Raw genomic sequence first — 25,486 nt, forward strand, 5'->3', positions numbered from 1 at the left:
AAGGCGTCCGGGGTTCACACCACCTCCGGTGGGCGGGGCCGCTGTTGCAGGTACCTCCGGGCGTGTGGCAGCGGGTCGTGCGCGTACTGCTTGGCGCGCAGCAGCTCGGGCAGGGGCGTCCAGCCATCGTGGTCGAAGGCCCAGCGGCCGTTGCTGATGATCACGTGACTGACGTAGGGCTCACCGAGCTGACGTAGGCCCATGATGCCGAAACCGGCTGAGGCGTACCGCTCGACGGCGACCCAGGCGAGCACATGGCATGCGCCGACGGCGAAGAACGCTTGGTCCGACCGCTTCCATGACAGCAGTTGATCGACGCGTTCAGCTTGAGTGCGGCGGAACCTGGCCGCAGGAGTGTAGGGCGTCCCCATGCCGGAAGTATCCAGCAAGCACATATGGCCATTGAGCGCAGCGGCGCCGAGTGGGTATCAGAAGATCATCGGGCACAGATTCGGCACAGCCGACAGCGAAAACGTGTGCGAAACGTCGAGAGGCACCGGTTCATTGCTGAGATCACCTCATTGCACGCGGCTCGCGAGGAGCCGGTTTCGTTGGTGCCATGCTGATGACGTGTTACGCAACGCGAATGAAATCCCTAAAGAACAGCCCGTCACTGGATCACCGCTTCCATCGCTACTTCGCCCGTCAGGATCTTCCCTACTAGGTCGACCCGCTCCGGGTGGAAATGGTCCTTCAGAGGGTGACCGGGCGTGCTAAGGCAGAGCTGGCCGGGCGCGGAACCGCACACCGGACACCGGAGGAACCGCCCGCCCTGCGGCACCGGCTCGATGCCCTGGGACACCGCCGCCTTTCCGATCTTGCGCAGCGCATCGAACAGCTCCTCGTCCCGGTGTCGCGTGGCAGCCTCAGCCACTTCCTGCATTCCTTCCCAGAACAGCGACTGGGCCTGCTCACTGGGCATGTCGATGAGGGGCATGCGCCCGTCTCCCCGCCCTCGCGTGGGTCAAACGTGGCTGAGGGTCCAGGGTCCCTGGTGTGACCGAGCCGCTTGAGCCGGATCTTGATGCCGTTCGGGGTCAAGGGGGCCGTGCCGCGCTCGGCCAGCCACAGCTGAGGCAGTGCGGCGCCCTTGTGCTTGTCCCCGGGCCCGTAGATAGCGGCTGAGGGCCCATGCGGTCTTGGGCGCGAACCGTACCCGTCGGTCCTTGGCGCCCTTGCGTGGAAGTGCACCGATTCGGTGGTCAGGTCGACATAGGCCACGAGGAGGTTACCCACCTCGGACAGGCGGGCGCCGCTGTTAAGGGGGCGCCGGTATCCAGTTGTGAAACCCGCGCTCACGGGTAAACAGCAACCCACTGGACCCAGCAGGCGAGGCGAGGCTCAACCCTGCCGGTTGACGTCGCACGCGATCTGAAGCAGCCCCTCTGCCATGAGCTATAGACGAACAGGTCAAGGAGCTATAGACGAACAGGTCAAGCTCTGCCGGCGAGATGTGGCAGCCACTGGTAGACCCAGGGCGGCCCGGCTCCAGCTATCGACTCGCGTGCATAGATGCCTTTCACGTCCGTGTTCAGCAGCTCGCCGCCGTACTCCACCCACAGCCCAAGTTTGATCGAGTTCGTCAGGCGGGAACCCGTCGTCGTTGACCGGCACAGTGAGGTCTCGGCCGTCCACTGGACCGCCGACAGCGGGTACGTTGACGTGGCCCCACGCGCTTCGATGATTCGCCGGGTGGGGTGGTGGATGGGCGAGTTTGCCGCACACCGACCCGGGTTGCTGGAGGCAGCAGAAAGGCAGCGAACGCTACAACAACGGCTGCGGCTGGGTTTCACCGGACGGCCGACACGGTGCACGTATCGGCAGTCGCTGACTTTCAGCCGTAGCCGTCGGTACGCCCTACCCGGCTCCCCCCGACGGGGGTCGTCCCTTCTCTGGCTGAGCGCTCCGCCGCAGGTCACGGCCGCTCTCCCATGCTGTCGGGCAGGCTCTCGCTGGGCGGCTCAGCCGCTTTCGTCAGCAAATCGTCAGCAGGCAGCGTGAAGGCATCCAAGATCCGAGCGGCGTAGTCGGCCGGAGTGTGCGTATAGCGATTCAGCGTCGTGGACGCCTGCTCGTGGCCCATGACCCGCTGCACCAGGTTGATCGGGACGCCGTCGGTGACCAGCCATGTGGCATACGCGTGCCGCAGGTCGTGGAAGCGCATCCCTCCGACGGCCTTGGCCGCCACGTAGGCAACTGCCTCTCGCTCGGTGGTGAACTCGGCCGACCTCTCGACGCCCTCCCGATCCGGCCAGACAACGCGGAACCGGTGCGGGCCGGTGTTGACGACTTGGCCGAGCATGCCGGCGCGGACCAGCGAGGGCAGCCAGACGCGTCGGCGGAAGTTCGACCGGCGCAGCGGGCGCCCGACCCGGTCGCGGAAGACCAGCGTTCGCGGGTCCTGGTCGCTGGTCTCGGTGCGCAGCTGGCGCAGCGCGGACACCAGGAAGCTCGGCAGCGGAACAGTCCGTACTCCGGCCCGACTCTTCGGGTATGGGCGGAGCAGGATCCCGCCGTGGGTTTCCTCGGCGACCTGGACCACGCGCAGCAGGGCGCGATCGAGGTCAACTGACGACCAGGCCAACCCGGCGCACTCTCCCCAGCGCAGGCCCGCCCCGGCGGCAGCGCAGACGATCGCGCGGTGGCGGGCTGGCACGGCCGGGAGGAGCTTGCCGAAGAAGTCCTTCCGGCTGATTGTGACCGGCTTGACGTCACGTGCTCGGCGACACGACCGTGGTGGTCGAGACCACCGATGGCATCGAGGTCTTCAACGATGACCGGGTCGACACCACCGCCCAGGCCGAACGAGCCGAGGCCAACCGATACCCGTTCGGCTCCGCACAGAAGCAGGCAGCCCTACTGCGGATGAAGCACGCCGAGCTGGCGCTGAGGAACCAGCCAGGAGGCTTCTGGGTCGCTGCCGCAGATCCCACCGTCGTCACGCACGCGATCACCGGGCAGATCCCGCTGGCGGCCGTTCGGCGGGTGGCGGTGTTGACCGATGGCGCCGCACGCCTGGTCACGATGTTCGACCTGCTCGACTGGCGAGGAGTGCTGGACGTCCTGGACGAACATGGCCCGACCGGGCTGATTCGACGGGTCCGAGCGATAGAGGCAGCCGACCCGAACGGCACCAAGTGGCCCCGCAACAAGGGCAGCGACGACGCCACGGCGGTCTACGCGAACTGAGCCGGCCGGCCGCCGGCGATGTCGGGTCTCAGGACGTCCGTGACAGATCTGTCTCGGGACGTGGGTGACAGGTCCGGCTAGAGATCTTGCTCGGTCGGGGCGATCTACAGTGAGGTCGATGAAGCTAGCCGAGATCCGCCGGTATCCGATCAAGTCACTGCTCGGTGAGCAGCTCGCAACAGTCGAGGTCGACGAGCGCGGACTGGTTGGTGACCGCTTGTGGGCGGTGCGTGACGCCGACGGGAAGTTGGGCAGCGGGAAGAACACGCGTCGCTTCCGTCGGATGCCTGGCCTGTTCACGCTGCGCGGGCATTCTGGCGATTCAGCGCCGGTCGTGGAGCTGCCCGACGGACGTCGCTTCGCTGCGGATGAGCCCGCGGGGCACGAGGCTGTAAGCGAAGTACTGGCCCGTCGCGTGACGATCGAGCGGGAAGCGGAGGTCATGCACCACGACGAGGGCCCGGTAAGCCTGATCAGCACCGCCGCCCTACAGCGACTCCATGACCTGGTGGGGGAACCCGTCGACCCAGTGCGGTTCCGGGCCAACCTGCTCGTCGACGTTCCAGGCAGCGACTTCCCAGAGGATGGCTGGCTCGGGCGAGCCGTCCGCATCGGTTCCGACGTGGTGTTGCGGCCACGCGGCCGGCTAACCCGATGCGTCATGATCGACCTTGCGCAAGAGGGCGCCCCGGAGCATGGCCACCTCCTGAGGACGGTTGCCGAACACCACGACCTGACGTTCGGCGTGTGGGCAACAGTCGAACGCCCTGGTCGTATCGGACTGCATGATGCCGTCGAACTCGTGACGGCCTGAGAACCGGGCGGGTGTCACGCACGTCCTGAGACCGATCTGCGATGCAGGTCCTGAGACCGGCCAGCCGGCCGCCGGCGAATTGGTTCAAAGTTTCTGTACGTCTTCAAGGCGGCCCGCAACGGGCCGCACGCGCCGTCGCCAGGGCGCGCGCCAGCCGCTGCCGCTGCCGCTCTGCGGCCGTCACGCCTGACGCCCGGCGGCTGGCGCGAAGCGCGGGGGAGCCCGGAGGGCCGCCGCAGAACGACAGGCCGTTGACCGGTGGTGTGGTGGGCCGGCAGCCGGCCGGGCCGCGCGGCCAAGAGCCCGCGCGGCGTAGGGGAGCGCACGCCGGCCGCGTCGGCGAGCTGGCGGCGGTCGCAGGGTTGCGGTTAGGGCGCCTCCGGCGGGGGCGCTCCGGCTTCAGGATGGCCGGGGCTCCGCCGGCGGGTCGCGGTCCGTGGGTGGTTGCGGTAGGCCATCCCGCCTGCCGTCGACCCGGGCGAGCCGAGCAGACCACCGCCCGACCCGCCAGCGCCCGTACGAGCTGTCAAGGTCCGTTTGACGTGGCGGGCCGGGCGGCGGCCCGCTCCCCAGGAGGGCGGGTCGATGGCAGACAGTGAGGATGGTGGGGTGGGTCGCCGGGCTGGTCTGACTCACCGGCAGACCGACGATTGCTGTCCTCATCTCGATTCGTCGGCCAGCTCGGTGGCCTCGCGAGCTGCATGTCACCGGTCAGGCGTCGTGACCTGATAGGAGCCTGTGCGAGAGGCGCCCACCACTGTGTTGTCCGTCTGCCTGACCGGTGACGTGTCCACAGATTCTCGACGCAGACGAGAAAGGCGGACCTCACCAGCATGGCAGCAAAGAAGCGATCAATTATGGGTGGTGTAGACACCCACCGCGACACGCACCACGCCGCCGTAATCGACAGCACCGGCGGGCTCCTGGCCGACGCCGAGTTCCCGGCGACCACCGCGGGATACGCGGATCTGCTGGCGTGGATGCGCTCGTTCGGCCGGGTAACGGCCGTGGGCGTGGAGGGCACCGGAAGTTACGGCGCTGGCCTGGCCCGCTATCTGACCAGCAAGAAGATCACTGTCAGGGAAGTGGACCGACCCGATCGCCGCGCCCGCCGCGCACAGGGCAAGTCCGACCCGATCGACGGCATCGCCGCCGCCCGGGCAACCCTCGCCGGAACCGCCAAGGGCGCCCCGAAAACCCGCACCGGACCGGTCGAGGCCATCCGCGCCCTGCGGGTCGCCCGACGAGGAGCCGTCAAGGCCCGCACCGCCGCCCTGAATCAGATGCGCGGCCTGGTCGCCGCCGCCCCCGAATCCCTGCGAGCGCAGCTGACCAAGCTCAGCGCCGCCGTGCTGGTCAACCGGTGCACGAGCCTGACCTACGACCCGGCCAAACTCCACCAGCCGGAACACGCCACCGCCGCCGCGCTGGCCGGACTCGCCCGCCGCGTCACCGCCCTCACCGACGAGATCACCACCCTCGACCGGCAGCTGACACCCATCGTCCGCAAGGCGGCACCCCGCACCACGGCCTTGTTCGGCGTCGGCCCCGACGTCGCCGCTCAACTGCTCACCACCGCCGGCGACAACCCCGACCGGCTGCACTCCGAAGCCGCCCTCGCCCACCTCTGCGGCGCAGCACCCATCCCCGCCAGCTCAGGACGCGTGCGCCGCCACCGCCTCCACCGCGGAGGCGACCGCGGCGCCAACCACGCCCTGCACACCATCGCACTGTGCCGCATGCGCTACGACCAGCGAACACAGGCCTACGTCCACAGACGCATCACCGAAGGCCTCAGCAAGCAAGAGATCCTCCGCTGCCTCAAGCGCTACATCGTCCGCGACATCTACACCGCCCTGCTCGCCGACTTCACCGCCCTGACCACTTGACCTCCATAGGAGCATCGGGATAGCCCAAAAAGCCAGGCTGCTATATTGCGTCAGTGACCCCCAAATCTCAGTGCGGCGCCTCATAGAGCTCGGTGCATTGAAGGCAAAGTGCCACTAAGATGCATCACTCTTTTTGTAATTGACGGACGTACCGCAATTGCGCGCCGGGTGAATAAATGCAAACAGTAATCTTGACGCGGTCGATTCGGCCTACCAGGTTCGAGTCGCCAAACGTGAAGCCGAAGTGCTTCTTTTCGGATTCGGGGGGGTGCGGGTCCCAAACTGCCGTCCGGGTCTGACTCTCAATCTTCGTTGAGCCGGCAAAGGCCCCTCCTCTGCCTTCTCGGCCGCAGAGTGGTGCGATTTGGTGCCGGCTGTCGGGTTTCGGGGCAGGCCGGGGCCGGAATGCGGGCCGGCCTGGTGGGCGTTGCACATCCATACGGCCGAATGGCCTGCCGCCCGGTGGAATGATCCCGGCCGGCCGGTCGTCAGACAGGGTCCCGCCAGGGGCCCGGAATGCGGGCCGGCCTGGTGGGCGTTGCACATCCGTACGGCCGAATGGCCTGCCGCCCGGTGGAATGACCCTGGCCGGCCGGTCGTTACACATGGTCCCGCCAGCGTGCGAGGCGGTGGCCCCGCGACCCGGTGAGGTCCTTCCCCCATTTTCGGTTGAGCGCCGAACGGTGCTCGCGCTTCCAGCCCTGCCCGCGTTGCGGGGTTGGTGGCGTCGACCCCGAATGGAGCTAGATCATGAACCTGAATACGATTCTGCGTAAGAGTGTCCTGGCCGTTGCCGGGCTGGGTGTGGCCGCTGGAGTAGCCGCCAGTCCGGCCACCAGCGCGCTGGCCGCGCCGCACACCGGCGCTCACACCGCCGCAGTGCAGGCCGACAAGTCGGGCGCGCACAAGCCGCGTAAGAGCAGCGCGAAGCTGATCCCGCACGGCACGCAGGGTAAGCAGTCGCGGATCGCCCTGAGCAATGCGCAGGAGGCCAACGCGCAGGAGATCATCGCGGCGACGAAGAAGTCCGGCATGGGCAAGCGGGCCGCAGTGATCGCGGTGGCTACCGATGCAGGAGTCGAAGTTGAAGAACCTGGGCAACCTGGGTGACGCCAACGACCACGACTCGCTGGGCCTGTTCCAGCAGCGCCCGTCCGCGGGGTGGGGTAGCCCCGACGAGATCACCGACCCGCAGTACGCGACCACCGCGTTCCTGAAGGGCCTCAAGCAGGTCGACGGGTGGCGGGACATGCCGCTGACCAAGGCCGCCCAGACGGTGCAGGTCTCGGCGTACCCGTTCGCCTACGCCCAGTGGGAGAAGCAGGCCGCCCACATCGTCGCCAACAACTGGTGACCTCATAACCATCCGACCGCTGGCCGGGTCCCTACCACGGGGACCCGGCCAGCCGCGTTCCCAGGGAAGAGTGACGGCAGTCAGGGATGGCAGGGCCGACCGGGGAGAGCTCCGGTGCGAAGACGCTCAACGCCCGCGTTGGCTCTGTTGCGCGACGATGCCGGACGCAGCGTTCTGGCAGACGCCTAGCTAGGGGAAGCGGGGATCGGAACAAAGAGGTTAGCGCCGTGCCTCCTCTGTTACCGGTGACGTCGGCGGGGCGATAAGGGAAGGCGGGCCGACCACTCGTTGAACGTCGTGGTTTGTTCGTGCTGTGTGACCTGCACCTAGTACGGCAGCCCGGGTTCGTTATGTAGATGCTGGTTGATGGATCGGCTGGGTGCGGCGGCGGTGGTGGCTGGTCCGGGCGCGTGCTTCACCGCTTGGTTTAGCCACCACGGCTGCCAGGTCTGGAATAAATTGACCCATTATGAACAGATCACGGACGGCCAAGGCGGGGCGCGCGCCCGAGGGGACGCTGCAGAACAAGGTCCCTGAGGTCATCATCTGGTTCTGGATCATCAAGGTCCTGTCCACCACGGTGGGTGAGAGCTTCGCGGACTGGATCAACTTCGAGCTCGGCGTCGGCCTGAAAGCCACCTCGCTGATCTTCACCGTTGTCCTGGCCGCGGTCCTGGTCTGGCAGCTGCGGCTGAGCCGGTACCGGCCGCCGGTCTACTGGCTGACGGTCGTGGTGGTCAGCGTCACGGGCACGCTGTATACCGACCTCCTCACCGACGAACTGCAGGTCCCGCTCGCGCTGAGCACGAGCGTGTTCGCGGCGGTCCTCGCCGTGGTGTTCGGTGTCTGGTACGCCCGGGAACGGACCCTGTCGATCCACAGTATCGTCACCCTGCGCCGGGAGGCGTTCTACTGGCTCGCTGTTCTGGTCACCTTCGCGCTGGGCACCGCGGTCGGCGACTGGACGATCGAGCTGACCGGATGGGCTCCGGGCACCGCGGTGCTGCTGCCCGCCGGGCTGATCGGCTTGATCTTCATCGGGTGGCGCCTGGGGGCCAACCCGGTGCTGTCGTTCTGGCTGGCCTTCATCCTGACCCGGCCGCTGGGCGCGAACCTGGGCGACTGGCTGGCATCGCCGAGCGCCGACGGCGGACTTGGTCTCGGTACGGCGACGACAAGCGTGATCTTCCTGGCCGCGATCCTGGCCACCGTGATCTACCTGACCGTCACGCACAAGGACGTCATCGAGGAGTACGACGCGTCGCACACCCCGACCGTCACCACCCGTCCGCGCAGGGAACACGTCATGCTCGGCTACTTCGCCATCGTCGCGCTCGCCACCGCGCTGCTGCTCGGCTGGGCGGCCGCCCAACCACACACGCGCACCAGCGCGGAGGAGGAGGCGCCCGAACCCGCGTCCACGGTCTCACTCGCCCCGGGGCAGGCCACCCGACACTTCCCACCGTCGGAGATCGCCAAGTTCCGTAGCATCACCCAGGACACCCTCGACAAGGTCCGCGCCGGCGACCAGGCCGGCGCGACCAAACGGATCACTGACCTGGAGACCGCCTGGGACGACGACCAGCCCACCCTCGAGCCCAAGGACCCGACCGCCTGGCAATTCCTCGACGGCCGCATCGACACGGCTCTCAAGGCGGTACGCGCCCGCCACCCCAACCAGACCACCGAGCAGCAGGCCCTGACCGCCCTGCTCGACTCCCTGGCCTGATCTGGTACCGGGTCGACGCTCCCCACGTCGACGCCGCGTACTCGGCGCTCATCACGTGGGCGAGGGTCGCACACGGTGATGGCCACCAAGCCTCACAACCGGTCCGGCAGGGCCAGCGCGACCGGCCCGGACGCCGGCCGGGTCGGGTCGAGTTTCCAGTTTCCGAACCGGCGGATCTTGCTGGTGATAATCGGTGTGACCACGGCCAAGTCGTCCGGGTCGACCCGGCGGCCAGCCGCGATCAGCGCGTTGACCTCTGCCATCAGGTCCAGGGCGGTGCTCTACACGGCGCTGTTGGCCAGCAGCTCGTTGAACTTGACGGTTTTCTCGAGGTGGACCGGGTCGTTGTGCGCCAGGATCTCCCGGCCGAACATCAGCCAGTCGGCGAAGCCGTGGGTCATCCGCCGGGTTGGGCCGAGGCAGATCCCGTCGCGGCGAGTCCGGCGCAGGCGCGTAGGTTGTTGTACTTCTGGGAGATCCGGGTCGCGTCTTTCCCATGGGCCAGCTCTGGTTGTCCGGTTTGTCGGGAGATCAGCGCCGGCGCCAGTTCTGCCTTTTCGACCGCCGAGCCGTGTAGGGTCACCCTTAGCACGCCGGTATCGTTGCTGTACGCGTCGTCGCTGCGCCACAGGAAGTTGCCCAGTCCATACTGGACGAAGGTGTTGCCGATCCGACCGTCGCCGAGTAACAGGTGGGCATGGGCACCGACAATGATATTGGCGCCCGCCTTCGCCAACTCACCGGCGAGTGCGCGCGCCTCGTCGGTCGGACACGAGTCGCCCTCCTGGCCCCAGTGCATGTAGACGACGACAACGTCGGCCTGCTTCCGCGCGGCCCGCACTGCCGCGACCGCGCGTGGTAGGTCCCGTGCCATCGCGATGCCGGCCTGGTTGTCGGTTGCCTTCCACGACGTCCACAGTTCGAAGACCTGGCTGAAGCCGAGGAACGCGATCTTCGTACCGCGTATCTCGGTGATCCACGGAGCGAACGCCGCTGCCGCGTTGTCGCCCGCTCCAACGGTCGGAAACCGGGCGGCCTTGGCCGCATCCACGGTGTCGGCCAGCCCGACCCGTCCGTAGTCCAGCGTGTGATTGTTCGCGATCGTCACCACGTCGATCCCGGCCGCCTTCAGCGCGTCGTACGCGCTCACTGGCGCCCGAAAGTGAAATCGTTTCGGCTCCGGGGTGCCGCGCGTCGTGACCGCGGTCTCCAGGTTGACCATCGCGACGTCTGCGGCGGACAGCGTCGACGAGATCGACCCGAACGCGGTCGCCGGGTTACTCAGGAGGCGAGCCGTACGGTCGGCGAATTGCACGTCGCCCGCGAAGGCCAACGTGATCTCGGCAGGTCCGGCCGGCGGTCGGGACGGCGCAACCGTGGCGGAGTGGGCGGGCGGTGTTGACGCGGTAACGCACGCGGTCAGCGTCAGGATAGCCCCCAGCGCAACGAGGAGTCGTGACCACTTCACTCTCGGGAGCGTACGGCTGACCCGCCTGATCCGGGTCTGCTTGGCTGAGATCGGCTGACAATTCCGCACGCTGGGGCATTACGGGTACTGCCGGACGTCAGCTTCTCGATCGGCGAGGCTGCGGTGGCTGGACCTGCGCAGCTTTTGCGGCGGACCCCGCCGGACGAAGCGCCTAGAACTTACAAACGAGGGGTTTGATGCCCCATGCTCTACTGGCTGACATGCCTTGGCAGCGACTCGCGGTACCTTCTCTCGGCGATAGTTGGCGCGCTGATGGGGGACGCTGCTCTGGTCGTGGTCCTGGACGTGGTCGAGACCGCTTGGCTCTCGTGGGCCCTTCCGCTGTGCCCCGTCGGCGGAGGGCTTCTCGGCGTCGGCATCCGCGGGATCAAGAGAAACCCGGGGGCACACAGGGGGCACAAGACACCGTGAAACGTCGTCAAACAGCGAACAGCCATGGCAGTCCCAGACGCCGCCTGAGCAGGTGTCCAGGGGCGTTCCCGTTGGTTGACGGGCAGTGGCTCTAAGTTCCGCTTCAACGTGCGAGTGGCGCTACCGGCGGTCGGTAGCCTCATCTCATGCAGATGCAGCTTGGTAGGGCATGAGCGATAGCCAACGCACAAATTTAAAAATGGCCGGGCTTTCCGACCGGCCATGTCTTTACCGACTCACACATTCCCAAGTGGAAGCGATAAGTCAGGTTCGAACGATAATACGTCCATGGTGGCGGTTCTTCCAGGATTTCGATGGAGGGTGCCACGGACCACCACCGGGCCTCGCTTATGGGTCGATCTAGCCGTCTCATAGTCGTTCTCGTTCAAGTCGAGGCGGACAAGACGCTTAGCGCCGTCTACGAGTGTTTCGATTTCAACGCGACCGCCTTCATCGCCGCTCCGACTCCTCAGTCCAACCACGACGCCGTAAATAACCTCATGGCTGTCGACACGGTCCCGCCGGAGGACTGTAGCGATTTCCTTCAACCTATCGGAGCATTCCCTTGGGAAGTCGGACGCGTGCGCTACGCCTCTTGGGGCCGACACGCCGGGGGCCCATGCGATCGGCACCGAAACCTCATGCACCACTTCGTCCTGCAGTGGCCGGGACATCGCCCGACACATTTCAAAAGAAAGCCCTTCGCCAACCGCCTCATTAATGTCACGGACGGACGGCCTGTTCGTCTGTATAGCCATTGCTTCGAGCACGCCTAGAGCACGCGCGAGATTCGTTGTGACGCGCCGCTCAAAAGCCGCCTCTTCCACGGATTCCACCAATCGCGGCTGATCTGAGTCCCAGGGCGCTTCGGGCTGGCGAGCCTGGTTGATGATAGGAATAACGTACGACCCAGGTCGAGTGTGCCCGACAACGGTCCTCTTGGCTTGCTCACGAGCCTTCCTCGGGATCGACCGCCCGTAGTATCCCCGTCGGTGCAAGGTCGACGCGGCAGCCGATACGACTAGTCCTTCGCAGTAGTGAACAACTTGTGTCCGGCATCAAGCGGTATGCATTGCTCCCCATACTCGTGATCCGCTCTGACATCTGTGATATCTAGGAATTGACGGCTGATTTCGTTTTCGATTTCCTCGGTTGACCGCTCTTCGACTTGCTGCAAGTCGTTCGCAAGAATATCGATTCGCTTACCGAAATCTGGAGCGCGTGGGCTTCTCGGCACCAAAACCTCAACTTGGTCCTTGACCCAGAATTCGGCAAGCTCACTGCCGGCGGAGCGCCGCCAGCCTGCGTTCCGCAAGTAACTTGCAATATGTGGGTGGTCAATAACCATATCAATCATGCGACCAGCCCGCCTGCCTGCGCCCCGAGGATCCGCCGCCAACGTGACCATGGCGAGGCCGCCGGGCACACACGTCCATACTGCTGACGTTTATGCGACAAAACGCTTGACGGGCAGCTCTATCGCTCGAACTTGGCGCGGCGCGGCTCGATGGAGGAAATGTGGGGGGCGGATGGACACCCTGACACGCAGGGACGTACCAGCCCGTGTCCAACCGTTCTGCCATGAGCTATGGACCAGAAGGCGCCGCGTCAGCAGAAAATCAGCGAACGCTGTGGTGCGCGACCGACTCCAATGGTCACAGCCGGCATGACACCGAGGGTGGGACCACAGGCAACGACACCCGCTGACACTGGCCGACAACATCGACCAGGCTCCCCCCGACGGGGGTCGTCTCTTCTCTGGCTGAGCGCTCCACCGCAGGCCACGGCAGGTCTCCCACGCACAGGCTCTCGGCGGGCGGCTCGGCCGCTGGAGTCAGCAGGTCGTCGGCAGGCAGCGTGAAGGCATCCAAGATCCGAGCGGCATAGTCAGCCGGAGTGTGCGTATAACGATCCAGCGTCGTTGACGCCTGCTCGTGGCCAATGATTCGCTGGACCAGATTGACCGGGACACCGTCAGGGACCAGCCAGGTGGCGTAGGCGTGCCGCAGGTCGTGGAAGCGCATCCCGCCGACGGCCTTGGCCGCCACGCAGGCGACCACTTCCCGCTCGGTGGTGAACTCGGCCGACCACTCGACGCCCTCCCGGTCGGGCCAGACAGCGCGGTACCGGTGCGGGCCGGTGTTGGCGACCTGGCCGAGGAGCAGTTGCGGAGTCCGGCTCACCTCACGTGTCGCCACCGTTGAGGCGTGAGCTTTTCGCCCCTCTGCGCGGCCCGGCGGCACTCAGCTGGGCACCCAGCTCCACCCGCTGAGACGAGCGGCGGTTGGTCATGCAACCTTTTCGGGTCACAGCCGGTACTACCTCGTGACCGACTGGGCAGAAGGGCGAGCACGTGATCACACCGGAGGGCTTCGACGACTTCGTCGTGACCCGGTCACCGCGGCTGTTGCGCACCGCGTTCCTGCTCACCCGCGATTGGGCGTTGGCCGAGGACCTGCTGCAGACCGCGCTGGCGCGGGCGTGGGAGGCGTGGCGGCGCATTGACGGTGACCCGGAGCCGTACGTGCGTCGGATCATCGTCAACGCGTACGCCTCGTCGTGGCGGCGCAGGTGGTGGGGTGAGCTACCCACGGCCGATCTCCCCGAGGCGGCTGCCGAGGCTGACCCGCACGCCGGCCTCGACGACCGGGACCGCCTCTGGCGGGCATTGGGCCGGCTGCCCCGCCGGCAGCGCGCCGTGCTCGTGCTGCGCTACTTCGAGGACCTCTCGGAGGTCGAGATCTCCGAGGTCCTGGACTGTTCGGTCGGCACGGTCAAGAGCCAGGCCAGCCGGGCCGTGGCAAAGCTCCGCCTCGACGAGACGCTGACGCCGGAAGGGATGCTGGGATGAATCTGAGCGATCTCAAGCAGGTGCTCGACGAGCGTTCCGGCGACTCGGCCGACCAGCTCGTGCACCACATGCGGCTGCAGGGCGTACAGGCCAAGGTGGTGGCGCGCCGGCGCCGCCGGATCGCGACCTGGGCCACCTGCGCGGTGGTCGCCCTGGCCGGCATCGCCGCGGCCGCCGTCGTGCCCGGGCTCCGCACGGACGTCACCCCCACCCCGGCGGACAGCCCGTCGCCGGTACGCACCATCGAAGGGTTTCCGGAGTACGCCAACGGCGCGCGTGTCGTGGCTGCGGAGTCCGCCGCGCTGCCGGAGCGCCGCATCGAGCTGACCATCGTGCCCACCACGCTCGATCTCGTCATCTTCAGCCGCTGCGACGGCACCGGAGAGAAGGTCGAACCCTGGGAGAAGCTGAGTGTCAACGGCCATGACCTCGGCGGGGGCAGCTGCAGTGGCGTCGGCGCTTCTCGACAGCACGGCTGGGAGCGCCTGGAGGTGGCGGTCGGCAAGCCCGCCACGTTCGTCATGACGATCACCGGAGCCCACCGGGTCGAAGAGACGGGCTACGTCCCGGTGGCGATCCCGGACAGCGGCACGTTCGGGCTCGCGATCGGTGTGCGGATCCCGTTCGACCAGTACCCGCTGCCGCCCCGGCCATCAGGACCACTCGACCCGTTGCACCAGACGCTCATGGCCGGCTGCACCGAGAGGCTCTGCCCGGACGCCGTCATCGTCCGATCGGATCCGGCCGACCCGACGCGTCCGGTCCAGCGGACCCTGACCTGGAAGACGATCGACTCGGTCGACATGCTCGCCCAGACGCCGGGGCTCCTCCACGTCCGCGTCAACGGCGTGGAGATCACGACCGGCGAGTGGTGGGACTACCAGATGAGCGCCGTCGGCATGTTCGGCGACAGGAGAGGCGCGTGGAAGCGTGAGTTCGGCCTCGACCTGAACCCCGGCGACTCAGTGACCATCGAGATCGTGCCCGAGCACATCACCGGAGCCTGGCAGGTCGTCTTCTCACCAGCCTGAGTGGGCGAAGGTGAGTAGCGCCGTCGCCAGGGTTGACGGTCAGGTCGCGCTGGAATTGCCAGCGGACAGCCGCCGTCACGCCAACGTCACGCGAAAAGCGAGACCCGCTCATCGCCTACAAGCGGATAGTCGGGACGTTCGCATCTCGCCCAAGCCGCTGATCTTGTTTGCCTTGCAGCAGGCCCTCAGCGTCGCACGGTTGCTGCCCCTGGGAGGCTGACGGGGTGGGACAGTCTGCGTGGGCCGAGATTTCGGCGTTGGTGGCAGCGGCTCCGTATCCGGTGGAGGTGCTGGCGGCCGATCCCGAGCGGGCGGCGGCCTGCTTGACAGCACTAGAAATCACGACCAGGTCGTGGCTCGGGGCGGTGGTCGCCAATAGCGGCGGGCTGGTGATTGACCACGGTTGGCTTCGGGTGCTCGGCGGTGGGCATGACGGGCTGCCGGATGTGACTGCCGAGATGGTCCCCGGGGCTGGTCGTCTGGTCGTCGCTTTCGATGTGATGGGCGGGCAGTTTGTGTGGTTGCAGGCGGGGCCGGGCGCGAGGCCGACTGTGCACTATTTCGGCCCGGAGGATCTCGCTTGGCAGGATCTTGAGCTTGGCTATGGCGACTGGCTGGAGGCGATGCTTGCCGGTGCAGTGACTGGGTTTTATGAGGGCCTGCGTTGGCCGGGGTGGGAAGCCGAGGTGGCCAGCGTTGCCCTGGATCAGGGGATCAGCGCGTGGCCACCGCCGTGGACCAGGGAGGGCAAGGATCTCCCGGCGGTGTCCCGCAAGCCGATCCGGCTTGCCGAGCTCGTTTCGGTTCACCAGGATGCGGCGCGTCAGCTCGGCTTCCTCTAGGAGGCTGATGCCTTTCCGGTCGGCGGGCGGTCGATGGCCAGGACACGTCATCCTGGCGTCCTCAGGGGAGGCTCGGGTTTACGGACCTTGAACCGGGCGATGTCCTTGGTGGTGGTGCGCGCGACCTCAATGAGGAGGTGGTCGCCGTCGTGGACGCGGAAGGTGGTGTCGGTGGCTTCGACGGTGAGGGTTGCTCCGGCGTGGCCGATACCGACGTGGCCATGATCAGCACGAGGCTCTTTCGGCGCGAGCAGCCAGCGAGCAGCCAAACAGGCGAGCAAGAGAGGACGACCGCGACGCAGACATCACGCCGGGCACGAGGACCAGGCGGTGGACCAGCGCCGGGGTACCGACTCGTAATGCGCAGATCAGGGCGACACCCTCCACTCTGGGCAACGGCACGCCACAATCGGGAGGGAGGTGGTTGCTGTGGCCAGGCGAACGAAGGCACCTCCTCGCGGCTGGCAGTTCTGGCGCCGAGCGTTCTGGACACGGCCGGCGCTCCTCGTGCTTTACGGCTTGCTGGCGGGCGTGGTCGGACTGTTGGCGCTGGCCGACGTCCCAGACGGCATCCGCGACGCGGTCGCGATGCGGCGAGCCGTGGAGTGCCCCGCGTGGACCGTGCGGGTGGAGCCGGATGTCGATCCGCCGAAGGGCTGTCTCGAGCGGATCCCGGTCACCTTGTCCGGCCCCTGGCATAGCCGTGGCCCCGGCAGCGACTGGCACCTGATGGTGGAGCAGGACGGTGAGTTCGTGTTCTTTGCCGAGACCGACGTCCCCTCCTCGGGCAGCCGCAAACTCGGCGATGACGAAGAGGCAGAGGCGTTGCTGTGGGAGGGCAGCCCGGTCGCGATCGAACTGCCGGCCGGCGATCGGGTCGAAACCGAGGCCTGGGGCCACCGCGGCTGGTTGCAGACGCTGTTCCTTGGGATGTTTGCCGTTTCCGGCCTGCTCATGCTGTTCGAGGCTGCGCGGCTCAAGCGCCGTACTGCAAACGGTTGCTGGTCAGTCCGGGGCGAAAAGGTGGGACTGATGGTGTTGAGTCCGCTGATGGGGACCGCGTGCCTGCTGGCGGTCCCGTCGATGCTTGGGCTCGTGCCGCTGATGCTTGGTTTGCGCCTGCAATGGGTGGCCGTCGTCGCCCTTCTCAGTCTCGGTCTCGCCGTATTCGCCGTGATCAGAGGCGCGGGAGCAGTGCGTGGCCGTCCGAACGGCGAGGGTTGATCCGCTGGCGGGGGCTGGCGAGCGCTGACTGGTGCCTCGTACGGGGGTTCGGGACTTGTCGGCTCACTGTCGGGGGTGGGCCGAGGCGGGCCAACGCATGAGAGCCCACCGACGAGTGACGACAAGATCCGGAAAATGTGCGGAATGATCACAGACAGAGCGAGCATGCCAGCTGGCGTTCGCGCAGCTAGCGGAGCCCGGCGGCGGGTGAGGGGCTAGCTCCTTCCTAAACCCTGTGTCGTTCAGTCCACGAGTCCCGCGTGGCCTTGCCATCGCGTGCTCCCCGCGTGCCCATGCTTCTCAGCGCTTCTCTAGTGGCCAGCGGGCGTCGATCTTCTGGGCGGTAGCGACACAGGCGGTGCATGCGTTCGGCCGGGCTGGGTCGAAGTGGTGCCGGTATACCGTCATATGGTCTCGTGAAAGACCGCAGAGCGTTCCATCCCCGATGGCGTGGAGCTGGCCCCCGCACATTTCACACGTCACCCGGTCGGAATTCCACAAGGGGCTGACCGGTTGGCATCGCACCAGTGCTTGCCGACGATGGACCAGGGCAGCTTCGTGACCTTGCCGGTCGCCGCCGGCTCCGGCAGCGACGCCGCGATCTCTGCGTTCCGGCCGCTCTCGACTGCTGCGCGGTGGCAGGTTGCGAGGCAGCAACACGTACGAGTCGGTCCAGCGACGGCCGATGCTGGCCGACAAGATCAGGCCGTCTCCAGGCCGTCCGAGGTGAACCAGCGGCGACCACCGATGGCCATCGATGACCGGTCCCGGCCCAGGTCACATCACCTCTCGTCCGGTTTGATCGACTACGCATAGGCCCGCGATCAATACCGCTGGAAGTAAGAATCTCGGCCTGCCGTGAGCCGACCGGTTTGTCGCCCGAGGGGGGCGGAGCTGCCGATTTCTCGCCCCGGGCCTCGAGTGATGACGCGAAAATAGTTCATATGAGGAGAATGTCGTCTGGCCTGCTTCTGTCGGTCGTACTCGTGGCCGCCTGTGGCGGCCCACCCGGCCGTGCGGACACCAAGCCGCCCGGGGGAGCTTCGACCGCCAGCCAGTCGCCTGCGCCGAAAACCCAGATCACCGTCGTCGCCGCCGGTGACCTCTTGGTACATCCCGAGTTGACGGCCCAGGCCGCGACCGACGCCCGCGCCGCCGGACGCGCCGGCCACGATTTCACCCAGGTCCTGGCCGCGGTACGGCCGGTGGTGAGCCGGGCCGACCTGGCGATCTGCCACATGGAGACCCCACTGGCGGAGCCGTCCGGCCCGTTCACCGGTTACCCGATCTTCAGCGTGCCCCCCGAACTGGCCGATGCCGCAGCATGGGCTGGTTTCGACACCTGCTCGACAGCGTCCAACCACTCCCTCGACACGGGTCTACCGGGTATCCGCCGCACCCTGGACAGGCTGGACCGGGTCGGATTACGCCATGCCGGGACCGCGCGCAGCGCGCAGGAGGCAGCGCGGCCCAACGTCCTCGACGTGGCCGGGGTGAAGGTGGCCCAGTTGTCGTACACCTTCGGTTTCAACGGCATCCCTCGGCCTGCCGGCCAGGACTGGGTCGCGAACCTCACCGACCGCAACGCCGTCCTAGCCGAGGCACGGCGGGCCCGCGACCAGGGTGCGGAGATTGTCATCCTGTCGATGCACTGGGGCACGGAGTACCAGAACAAGCCGAACGACGACCAGCTCCAGCTCGCCCGGGATCTCCTCGCCTCACCCGACATCGACCTCATCGTCGGTCACCACGTACACGTGGTACAGCCGTTTGAAAAGATCGGCACGAAGTGGGTGGCGTACGGGCTGGGCAACTTGACCACGTACGGCTCTGAGGAGAGCACCCAGCAGGCGGTGGTGCCAGAGTTCACCTTCACCCGTTCGGCGTCGGGCCGATGGGAGGTGAGCGGCGTCGAGGTGCACGCCACCTGGATGCAGTACCAGCCGGCGGCCCGGGTGGTCGACCTGGCCAGCGCTGTAAACGACGTCCGGGCGCCCGAGGAGCGCCGGGCCGACCTGGCCCGCGTCCAGCAGCAGATCATTCGGTATGTCGACATGCGGGGTGCCCTGACCGCCGGGCTACGGATGCGGCGCTGACCGTCACCGCTGCCACACTCAGGGGTATCGACACGGACATGGCGCGGAAGAACGACCAAGCGTTGAAGGTCCGATCGTCACGGACGATCGCCAGTTGGTAGATCAGGAAGCCCAGGCCGACCACGCAGAAGAAGAACAGCACCATCGACACCGGTGCCACGCTCTTGCGAAAAGTCATGCCACTGATCCAGCTTCTCCGGCACTGCCGTCACCGCATCCGTATGGGCGCCATGGATCTGGTGCGGGCGCGCGTCAGCCGTGACGAGATCACCGTGCATCTGACCGAGGTGCTCGACGAGAGGACCCCGTCCTGGGGCATCAAGGTGATCCGGGTGGAGATCAAGGCGATCGAAGCCGGCTCTCGGCTGGGATGTACCTGATAGCCCTGCTCGCGATGCCTGGTCAGGGGGACGCGGTGGTCATGGCGTTGGCCGCCTGCTGCCAGATGTTCCCGTCGTACGTGGCGGTGAAGGTGGTCGGCCCGGTGATCGGGTACGACACCACCAGCGGCCCGTCCGTCGGTACGGACGCGCTGGTCACCGGCACGGTGCCCGCGCCTGTGGTGGCGGTGACGGTCACCAACCGGTGCCCGACGGTCGGCCCCAGCGTGACGACCACCGACCCGTAATTGGTGTGACGCCGGGTCTTGCCGGTCTGGTATGTGACCGACAGCGACGTGGGCAACTTGTCGACCTGCAGGCTGTACGCCCCGTCGGTCCACGTGTAGTTCTGATTACCGGCGAAGTGCGCCCGGTACGACCAGGCGCCGCTGCTGGGCGGCGCGTCGGTGAAGATCACCGTGCCGGTGCTGTCGGTGGGGAAGGTGCCCAGGAGCGTGCTGTTGTACGGCTGCTCGCGGTAGATGGACAGGGGCGTGCCGGCCGGCGCGGGCACCCCGCCCAGCAGCAGTTTGGCCGTGAACGAGGCGGTGCGGGTGCAGGTGGCGGTCGCGGGGCCGGTCACCGTGGCCGCGGCCGGCCGCAGGCCGACCCGGTCCACGTAGTGCATCGGCCCTTCCTCCTCGGCGCGGCTCGCGACGATGGCGCGTCCGGCGTCGCTATCAAGGACGAGGTCGCGGTAGTCCGGGGCCCGCCGCGGTCCGAGTTCCAGTCTCGCGGTGGTCACCGGATCGGAATTGCCGCGGTCGTACAGCAGCACCTTGGTGTCGGGGAGGTTGCAGCTGGCGGCGAGCCTGCTGCTGTCAGCGGACCAGGCGACCGCCCGGGTGGGGCAGGGGGCCTGGTAGCTGGTGCTCGGGCTGAGATCGGAGGTGGCGAACGTCGCGACGGTCGCGTGCTCGGCTCCGGAAACCGCTACGAGACTGCCGTCCGGCGACACAGCCAGGTCCGTCGGATCCGCCATGCCCAACTTTCGGTAGTGCGTCAACTGGAGGCTGCCGCTACTCAGGTCGAGCAGGTCCAGGGTCACCTCGTGCATGAGGTACTGGGTAACGAAGACCCGCCCCGGTACTGCGGAGGAGGCAGCGACGATGGCCTTCCAAGGGTCGCCCGGCGCCCGCAGCACCACGCCGGTTCGCGTGTCCAGCACGCCGACGCCGCTGGGCAGCGGCGTCGACTCGTCGTTGTAGAGAATGCAGGAGAACGAGAACGCAACGTACGGCCCGGTCTGGGCGACGTCACCCGGGCACAGGTCGGATCCCACGTCGTACCGGGCGCGGACGGTCAGGGTGGTCGTGTCCACCGCCGCGATCTGGCGGTCCCGTGGCAGCCCCACCCAAACCGTGCGGCCGTCGGCTCCCATTTCCACACCCATCGCCCGCCCGATGCCGTCGACGTGGCGCGGGGCCGTGGCGTCGGCGTCCACGACGAACAGTCCGTCGTCGCCGGCCGCGAGGAAGACCCGGGAGTTGTCGGGTGTCTGCGCCATCGTCCAGATCGTCGCCACGTCCAGGGGTATCGCCGAACCGGCGGATTCCGTGCCGCGTGCCGGTGACGCGCCGGCGAGCGTGGCCGCCAGGATGAGCGTGACGGATGTCGCGATGCGAGTGAGTGTGCTCGTCCGGGCCCCCATGATCCGCCCCTTTCCACGGCGCTCCCTCATCGACCAGCATGAGTCATCGGTGAGGTGTCCTCAACCCGAAGGCGTTCAGGTACGTACGCGAACCAACTGATAGCGGCACCTGCCCACCGGCCTGGCACGACACGGCCCGCGTTCGCTGGTGCGGGTTCCCCATCTCGGTTCGCAGCCAGCGCAGTGCGGACAGCGGGAAGGCGGGCAGTGGCAGAGTCCGGATCCGGGCTCGGGGCGGCATTCGTCGGCATGACGACTCACTTCGGGGCCGCTACCAGTCAGACTCGTCCTACGCCGGGATTCGCGTTGCTCCAGGAAGGTTCGCCATGGGCGTGCAGGTCGCTGGGCTTGAGTTGTATGCGGGGCCGACGGTGCTGGGCGGCCCGGACGACCTGGATGGGGTCATCCGATCCTTCATCGACGGTGCCGTCGAGTCGCTGCTGATCGCCGTGCAGGAGATCGACTCCGAGTCGATCGCTCGGGCGATCCTGGCGGCGAAGGTCCGCAAGGTGCGGGTGCAGATCATCCTGGAGGGCGGTTACCTGAGTGAGGAGAAACCTCCGGTCGATCCGTGGCCGGCCGGCGGCGAGAACGAGACCAACCGGAGCATCCACTCGGCGTTCCTGCGCGCCGGGATCGACGTCATCACGGACCTGAATCCGGCGATCTTCCATCAGAAGTTCATCGTCCGGGACCATGGCGAGCCCACGGCGGCGGTGCTGACCGGGTCGACGAACTTCACCCGGACGGACACCGGCACCAACGACGGCGCCGGCCCGGGCGCCGGGAACAACCTCAACCACGTCCTGGTCCTGCACGGGCAGAAGGCGGCCGGCCAGTACCGTGCCGAGTTCCTGCGGATGCGGGCCGGGACCTTCGGCGAGTTGCATGAACGCCATGAGTCGAGGCCGGCGGAGTTCCGCCTGGCCGGGGTGCGGATCAAGCCGCTCTTCGCGCCGCGGCACGGGCCCGAGATGGAGATCATGAAGCAGATGCTGAAGGCCGAGGTCAGCATCGATTTCGCCATGTTCACGTTTGCGCAGTCCTCCGGCATCGACGACACCATGGTCCGGCTCGTCGGGGCCGACCTGCCGATCCGTGGTGTGCTCGACCGCGGGCAGGGGGCACAGAAGTGGGCGGCGACCACGGGGCTGCGGGAAGCGGGTGTGCAGTTGTGGGAGAACAAGCCCGGCACCGGGGTCCGCAAGCTGCACCACAAGCTGATGGTGATCGACGAGCGGATCGTCATCGCGGGGAGCTTCAACTACACCGGCCCCGCGACCACCCTCAACGACGAGAACATCGTCGTCCTCGGCGACCTGGAGGAGACCGATCCGCAGGCCGAGGCCACCCAGCGCGACATCGCGGCGTTCGCCGTCGCCGAGATCCGGCGCATCATCGCCGCCCTCGCCCGCCCCGTCGCCTGAGCATCCCCCGGCCAGGGTCGCCGTTGCGCCGAAGCGCTCCAGTCCCCTACCTGACCACCGCCCGGAGCGTCTGGTCCGCGGGAAGGAGACACACCAGTCCGTTGCCCTGGGCGTCGGTGACCACTCACGGATGGCCGACGTAGGTCTGCTGCCGGTACGACTGGCCCGACTGCAGCACGGCGTACTGCTGACGCTGGCCGTCGTAGTCCAGCCAGTGCAGGGCGACCGGCTCCGGGCGGGGAGTCGGCTTCGGCGGGCGGGTGGGCATCGACGCGCGGGTGGAGAGGGAGACCGGCGCCGGGGAGAAGGCGGCGGTCGGCGGCGGCTCCGGCTCCCTCGCCTCAGACGGACCGACCTCGATCGCCTCCTCGGCGATCGGGGGCGGCAGTTCTGGCCGGCGCGGCGGAGAGAACGCCAGCGCCCCGATCACCATGACGGCTCTCAGAGCGACGGCCATGAACGTGAGCGTCACGGGGGAGAGGTCCCGCAGCCAGGCCTCGCTCGGCTCACCGGCGACGCGGCCGGTCCCTAGCAGATCCAGATCAGTTCCGGGCGTTGTCCACAGCGGCCGAAGTTGTCCACAGGCGACCAGTGCGGAGCGGCGGGCCGGCCCGGCCGGCAGCAGGCTCGACGGCAGCACGTCCGAGCCCGACCGCTGGAGGCCGCCATGCCGCCCCGTACCCCGCTTCCACCGCACCGCCGCCTTCCCCTGCTGGTCACCGCCGACGGCGACCTGCTCGACGAGCTGCTCCGACTCGCCGCAGCGGGTGGCACCGAGGTCGAACTCGCCGCCGACCCCGCCGCCGCCCGCGCCCGCTGGCTGCCGGCCCCGCTCGTGCTGATCGGCAGTGACCAGGCACAGGCCTGCCTGCGGGCCCGGCTGCCGCGCCGGCCCCGGACGGTGCTGGTGGGCCGCTCCGGTCACCTCGACCCGGGGGCGGAGATCGCCGAGCTGATCGGGGCCGAGCACGTGGCCACGCTGCCCGCCGCCGAGCCGTGGCTGATCGACCGGTTCGCCGAGAGTGCGCGGGACCCGGCCGCCGGCGGCGCGGCACGGATGGTCGCGGTGCTCGGCGGCCGGGGCGGCGCGGGCGCCAGCGTGCTCGCCGGCGGCCTCGCCGTCACCGCCGCCCGGGCCCGGCTGCGCACCCTGCTGGTGGACGCCGACCCGCTCGGCGGGGGGCTCGACCTGGTGCTCGGCTGGGAACAGCTGGAAGGCCTGCGCTGGCCCGGCCTCACCGGCACCGACGGGCGGGTCGACCCACCCTCGCTCGTCCGGGCCCTGCCCAGCCGGGGCGACCTGGTCGTGCTCTCCTGGGATCGCGGCGACCTGCTGCACCTGCCCGCCGAGGCGATGGCCGCCACGGTCGACGCCGCACGTCGAGGCCGGGACGTCGTGGTCGTCGACCTGCCCCGGCAGCTGGACGACGCGTCGGTCGTGGCGTTGCAGGCGGCAGACCGGACCCTGGTGGTCGTACCGGCCGAGCTGCGGGCCACCGCCGCCGCGGCCCGGGTGGTCGCCACGGCCGCCCCGCACTGCGCCGACCTGGGGGTGATCGTGCGCGGCCCGGCCCCGGGCCGGCTCAAGGCCACCGAGGTGGCCCGGGCGCTCGGCCTGCCGCTCGCCGGCACCCTCCGCCCCGAGCCCGGGCTCTGCCGGGGGCTGGAGCGGGGCGAGGCCCCCGCGGCCGGCGGGAAGGGGCCGCTCGCCGCGCTCTGCCAGCGGATCGTCGGCGAGCTGACCGGCGTGCCGGCCACGGGTGCGGCATGACCGGCCCCGTCGACTCCGGAGCGCTGGCGGCCCGCGTCCGGCGCCGGTTCGCCGCCGCGGCCACCCCGGTCACCCCCGCCGCCATCGTCTCCGCCGTGCGCGCCGAGCCGAGCGCCGCCGTGCTCGGCGATACCGCCCTGCTGCGCATCGCCGACCGGGTGCACGACGACCTGGTCGGCGCCGGCCCACTCGCTCCGTTGCTGGCCGACCCGGAGGTGACCGACGTGCTGGTGAACGGCACCCGGGTCTGGGTCGACCGGGGGCAAGGGCTGCGTCAGGTGGCGGTGCCGGTCGGCTCGGTCGAGGACGTACGCCGGCTCGCGCAGCGCCTCACCGCGGCCGCCGGGCGCCGGCTCGACGACGCCTCCCCGTACGCGGACGCCCGACTGCCCGACGGCACCCGGCTGCACGCCGTGCTGCCACCCGTGGCGACCGACGGGCCGTACCTCTCCCTGCGGACCTTCCGGCAACGGCCGTTCACCCTCGAGGAGCTGGTCCGGCAGGGCACCGTGCCCCGGCCGGTGGCGCCGGTGCTCGCCGCCGTCGTGGCGGCCCGGCTGGCGTACCTGGTCACCGGTGGCACCGGTTCCGGCAAGACCACCCTGCTCAACACGCTGCTCGGGCTGGTGCCGGCGACGGAGCGGATCGTGCTGGTCGAGGACGCCGCCGAACTGCGCCCGGTGCACCCGCACGTGATCGGCCTCCAGGCGCGCACCTCCAACGTGGAGGGGACGGGCGCGGTCCGGCTGAGTGACCTGGTCCGGCAGGCGTTGCGGATGCGCCCGGACCGGCTGGTGGTGGGCGAGTGCCGGGGCGGTGAGGTGGTCGACCTGCTCGCTGCCCTGAACACCGGCCACGACGGCGGGGCGGGGACGTTGCACGCCAACGCCCCGACGGACGTACCGGCCCGGTTGGAGGCGCTCGGGCTGCTGGGCGGCCTGCCCCGGGCCGCGCTGCACGCCCAGGTCGCGGCGGCGCTGCAGGTGCTGCTCCAGGTCCGTCGCGGCAGTGCGGGCCGCATCCTGGAGTCGATCAGCCTGCTGGTGCCCGAGGGGCCGGACCGACTGGTGACCGTGGTGCCGGCCTGGGTACGCGGTCGCGGCCTCGGCCTCGCCGCCCGGGCGCTCGGGGCGCTGCTGCGGGAGCGTGGCGTCGACGTACCGCCGATCCTCTGCGCCGTCTGGCCTGGCTCGGCGGGCCCGTCGTGACCGGTCCGGCCTGGCTGGTGACCGCGTTCCTGCTAGCGGCGGCGACGGCGGTCGCCTGGCCGCTGCGCAGCGGTAGAGCCCGCCGCCGCGTCGTCCTCGGCCCGCCGCCCCGGACGGCTCCCGGTGGCCC

At 68.5% G+C, this 25,486-nt stretch carries 25 protein-coding genes and 2 pseudogenes; 15 read left to right on the forward strand and 12 right to left on the reverse strand.

What is annotated here, in order from left to right:
• Nucleotides 1-14: 14 nt before the first annotated feature.
• From ACTWO6_RS02030 to ACTWO6_RS02040, 3 genes are all read right to left on the reverse strand, one after another.
• Complete coding sequence (locus ACTWO6_RS02030; protein WP_446217933.1) at nt 15-371, reverse strand: hypothetical protein; 357 nt, start codon at nt 369-371, stop codon at nt 15-17.
• A gap of 239 nt (nt 372-610) precedes the next feature.
• On the reverse strand, nt 611-937 hold the full coding sequence (locus ACTWO6_RS02035; protein ID WP_446217934.1) for a zinc finger domain-containing protein: 327 nt from the start codon (nt 935-937) through the stop codon (nt 611-613).
• Nucleotides 938-1,915: 978 nt separating this feature from the next.
• Nucleotides 1,916-2,656, reverse strand: coding sequence for a tyrosine-type recombinase/integrase (locus tag ACTWO6_RS02040; protein ID WP_446217935.1), 741 nt, complete (start codon nt 2,654-2,656; stop codon nt 1,916-1,918).
• Between the two features lie 59 nt (nt 2,657-2,715).
• Between ACTWO6_RS02040 and ACTWO6_RS02045 the strand changes: the two genes are divergently transcribed.
• The 5 genes and pseudogenes from ACTWO6_RS02045 to ACTWO6_RS02065 all read left to right on the forward strand — a co-directional run bounded on the left by ACTWO6_RS02045 (nt 2,716) and on the right by ACTWO6_RS02065 (nt 8,975).
• On the forward strand, nt 2,716-3,189 hold the full coding sequence (locus tag ACTWO6_RS02045; protein ID WP_446217936.1) for a hypothetical protein: 474 nt from the start codon (nt 2,716-2,718) through the stop codon (nt 3,187-3,189).
• A 118-nt stretch (nt 3,190-3,307) separates the two neighbouring features.
• Nucleotides 3,308-4,003, forward strand: coding sequence for an MOSC domain-containing protein (locus ACTWO6_RS02050; protein ID WP_446217937.1), 696 nt, complete (start codon nt 3,308-3,310; stop codon nt 4,001-4,003).
• Nucleotides 4,004-4,836: 833 nt separating this feature from the next.
• Nucleotides 4,837-5,892 carry an IS110 family transposase gene (locus tag ACTWO6_RS02055; RefSeq protein ID WP_446217938.1) on the forward strand — a complete coding sequence of 352 codons (1,056 nt, stop codon included), beginning with the start codon at nt 4,837-4,839 and terminating at the stop codon, nt 5,890-5,892.
• Between the two features lie 756 nt (nt 5,893-6,648).
• Nucleotides 6,649-7,246, forward strand: a pseudogene (locus ACTWO6_RS02060) (hypothetical protein).
• Between the two features lie 469 nt (nt 7,247-7,715).
• Complete coding sequence (locus tag ACTWO6_RS02065) at nt 7,716-8,975, forward strand: hypothetical protein (protein ID WP_446217939.1); 1,260 nt, start codon at nt 7,716-7,718, stop codon at nt 8,973-8,975.
• 92 nt (nt 8,976-9,067) lie between these two features.
• Here the strand turns inward: ACTWO6_RS02065 and ACTWO6_RS02070 are convergent, their stop codons facing one another.
• Both ACTWO6_RS02070 and ACTWO6_RS02075 read right to left on the reverse strand, forming a co-directional pair.
• Nucleotides 9,068-9,238, reverse strand: coding sequence for a hypothetical protein (locus ACTWO6_RS02070; RefSeq protein WP_446217940.1), 171 nt, complete (start codon nt 9,236-9,238; stop codon nt 9,068-9,070).
• Nucleotides 9,239-9,372: 134 nt separating this feature from the next.
• The gene (locus ACTWO6_RS02075; protein WP_446217941.1) at nt 9,373-10,443 is read right to left on the reverse strand and encodes a CapA family protein; all 1,071 of its coding nucleotides are present in this window, start codon (nt 10,441-10,443) and stop codon (nt 9,373-9,375) included.
• A gap of 204 nt (nt 10,444-10,647) precedes the next feature.
• On the opposite strand from ACTWO6_RS02075, the gene ACTWO6_RS02080 reads away from it, so the two are divergent.
• Nucleotides 10,648-10,875, forward strand: a complete 228-nt coding sequence (locus tag ACTWO6_RS02080; protein ID WP_446217942.1) for a hypothetical protein — start codon at nt 10,648-10,650, stop codon at nt 10,873-10,875.
• Between the two features lie 236 nt (nt 10,876-11,111).
• Here ACTWO6_RS02080 and ACTWO6_RS02085 read toward each other — a convergent pair whose 3' ends face one another.
• The 3 genes from ACTWO6_RS02085 to ACTWO6_RS02095 form a co-directional block, all read right to left on the reverse strand.
• Entirely contained in the window at nt 11,112-11,702 is a 591-nt protein-coding gene (locus ACTWO6_RS02085) for a hypothetical protein (RefSeq protein ID WP_446217943.1), read from the reverse strand.
• Nucleotides 11,703-11,896: 194 nt separating this feature from the next.
• Nucleotides 11,897-12,232: a hypothetical protein gene (locus ACTWO6_RS02090; protein ID WP_446217944.1), complete on the reverse strand. Its 336-nt coding sequence runs from the start codon at nt 12,230-12,232 to the stop codon at nt 11,897-11,899.
• Between the two features lie 298 nt (nt 12,233-12,530).
• On the reverse strand, nt 12,531-13,073 hold the full coding sequence (locus tag ACTWO6_RS02095) for a tyrosine-type recombinase/integrase (RefSeq protein ID WP_446217945.1): 543 nt from the start codon (nt 13,071-13,073) through the stop codon (nt 12,531-12,533).
• Between the two features lie 155 nt (nt 13,074-13,228).
• Between ACTWO6_RS02095 and ACTWO6_RS02100 the strand changes: the two genes are divergently transcribed.
• From ACTWO6_RS02100 to ACTWO6_RS02110, 3 genes are all read left to right on the forward strand, one after another.
• Nucleotides 13,229-13,726: a SigE family RNA polymerase sigma factor gene (locus ACTWO6_RS02100; protein ID WP_446217946.1), complete on the forward strand. Its 498-nt coding sequence runs from the start codon at nt 13,229-13,231 to the stop codon at nt 13,724-13,726.
• A complete protein-coding gene (locus ACTWO6_RS02105) occupies nt 13,723-14,757 on the forward strand; it encodes a hypothetical protein (protein ID WP_446217947.1) in 1,035 nt (344 codons plus the stop codon). Before ACTWO6_RS02100 ends, ACTWO6_RS02105 begins: the two co-directional genes overlap by 4 nt.
• Nucleotides 14,758-14,981: 224 nt before the next feature.
• Nucleotides 14,982-15,599: a DUF2625 family protein gene (locus ACTWO6_RS02110; protein WP_446217948.1), complete on the forward strand. Its 618-nt coding sequence runs from the start codon at nt 14,982-14,984 to the stop codon at nt 15,597-15,599.
• 47 nt (nt 15,600-15,646) lie between these two features.
• Here ACTWO6_RS02110 and ACTWO6_RS02115 read toward each other — a convergent pair whose 3' ends face one another.
• The gene (locus tag ACTWO6_RS02115; RefSeq protein ID WP_446217949.1) at nt 15,647-15,868 is read right to left on the reverse strand and encodes a hypothetical protein; all 222 of its coding nucleotides are present in this window, start codon (nt 15,866-15,868) and stop codon (nt 15,647-15,649) included.
• Between the two features lie 160 nt (nt 15,869-16,028).
• On the opposite strand from ACTWO6_RS02115, the gene ACTWO6_RS02120 reads away from it, so the two are divergent.
• Together ACTWO6_RS02120 and ACTWO6_RS02125 are read left to right on the forward strand one after the other, a co-directional pair.
• Nucleotides 16,029-16,823, forward strand: a complete 795-nt coding sequence (locus ACTWO6_RS02120) for a hypothetical protein (protein WP_446217950.1) — start codon at nt 16,029-16,031, stop codon at nt 16,821-16,823.
• 1,121 nt (nt 16,824-17,944) lie between these two features.
• Complete coding sequence (locus ACTWO6_RS02125; RefSeq protein WP_446217951.1) at nt 17,945-18,919, forward strand: CapA family protein; 975 nt, start codon at nt 17,945-17,947, stop codon at nt 18,917-18,919.
• On the opposite strand, the gene ACTWO6_RS02130 is transcribed toward ACTWO6_RS02125, so the two are convergent.
• Complete coding sequence (locus ACTWO6_RS02130) at nt 18,861-19,097, reverse strand: hypothetical protein (protein ID WP_446217952.1); 237 nt, start codon at nt 19,095-19,097, stop codon at nt 18,861-18,863. The genes ACTWO6_RS02125 and ACTWO6_RS02130 overlap by 59 nt on opposite strands.
• A 46-nt stretch (nt 19,098-19,143) precedes the next feature.
• On the opposite strand from ACTWO6_RS02130, the pseudogene ACTWO6_RS02135 reads away from it, so the two are divergent.
• Nucleotides 19,144-19,272, forward strand: a pseudogene (locus ACTWO6_RS02135) (SPFH domain-containing protein); the annotation flags it as partial.
• A 49-nt stretch (nt 19,273-19,321) separates the two neighbouring features.
• On the opposite strand, the gene ACTWO6_RS02140 reads toward ACTWO6_RS02135, so the two are convergent.
• On the reverse strand, nt 19,322-20,806 hold the full coding sequence (locus tag ACTWO6_RS02140; protein WP_446217953.1) for a YncE family protein: 1,485 nt from the start codon (nt 20,804-20,806) through the stop codon (nt 19,322-19,324).
• 470 nt (nt 20,807-21,276) lie between these two features.
• Between ACTWO6_RS02140 and ACTWO6_RS02145 the strand changes: the two genes are divergently transcribed.
• Nucleotides 21,277-22,377, forward strand: coding sequence for a phospholipase D-like domain-containing protein (locus tag ACTWO6_RS02145; RefSeq protein WP_446217954.1), 1,101 nt, complete (start codon nt 21,277-21,279; stop codon nt 22,375-22,377).
• Nucleotides 22,378-22,501: 124 nt separating this feature from the next.
• Here ACTWO6_RS02145 and ACTWO6_RS02150 read toward each other — a convergent pair whose 3' ends face one another.
• Nucleotides 22,502-22,834, reverse strand: coding sequence for a VHL beta domain-containing protein (locus ACTWO6_RS02150; RefSeq protein ID WP_446217955.1), 333 nt, complete (start codon nt 22,832-22,834; stop codon nt 22,502-22,504).
• Nucleotides 22,835-23,044: 210 nt separating this feature from the next.
• On the opposite strand from ACTWO6_RS02150, the gene ssd reads away from it, so the two are divergent.
• Nucleotides 23,045-24,148, forward strand: a complete 1,104-nt coding sequence (gene ssd, locus ACTWO6_RS02155) for a septum site-determining protein Ssd (protein ID WP_446217956.1) — start codon at nt 23,045-23,047, stop codon at nt 24,146-24,148.
• Entirely contained in the window at nt 24,145-25,356 is a 1,212-nt protein-coding gene (locus ACTWO6_RS02160) for a TadA family conjugal transfer-associated ATPase (RefSeq protein ID WP_446217957.1), read from the forward strand. The genes ssd and ACTWO6_RS02160 overlap by 4 nt, the downstream gene beginning before the upstream one ends.
• Nucleotides 25,357-25,486 lie beyond the last annotated feature (130 nt).

It is taken from the genome of Micromonospora sp. IBHARD004, assembly GCF_052814115.1.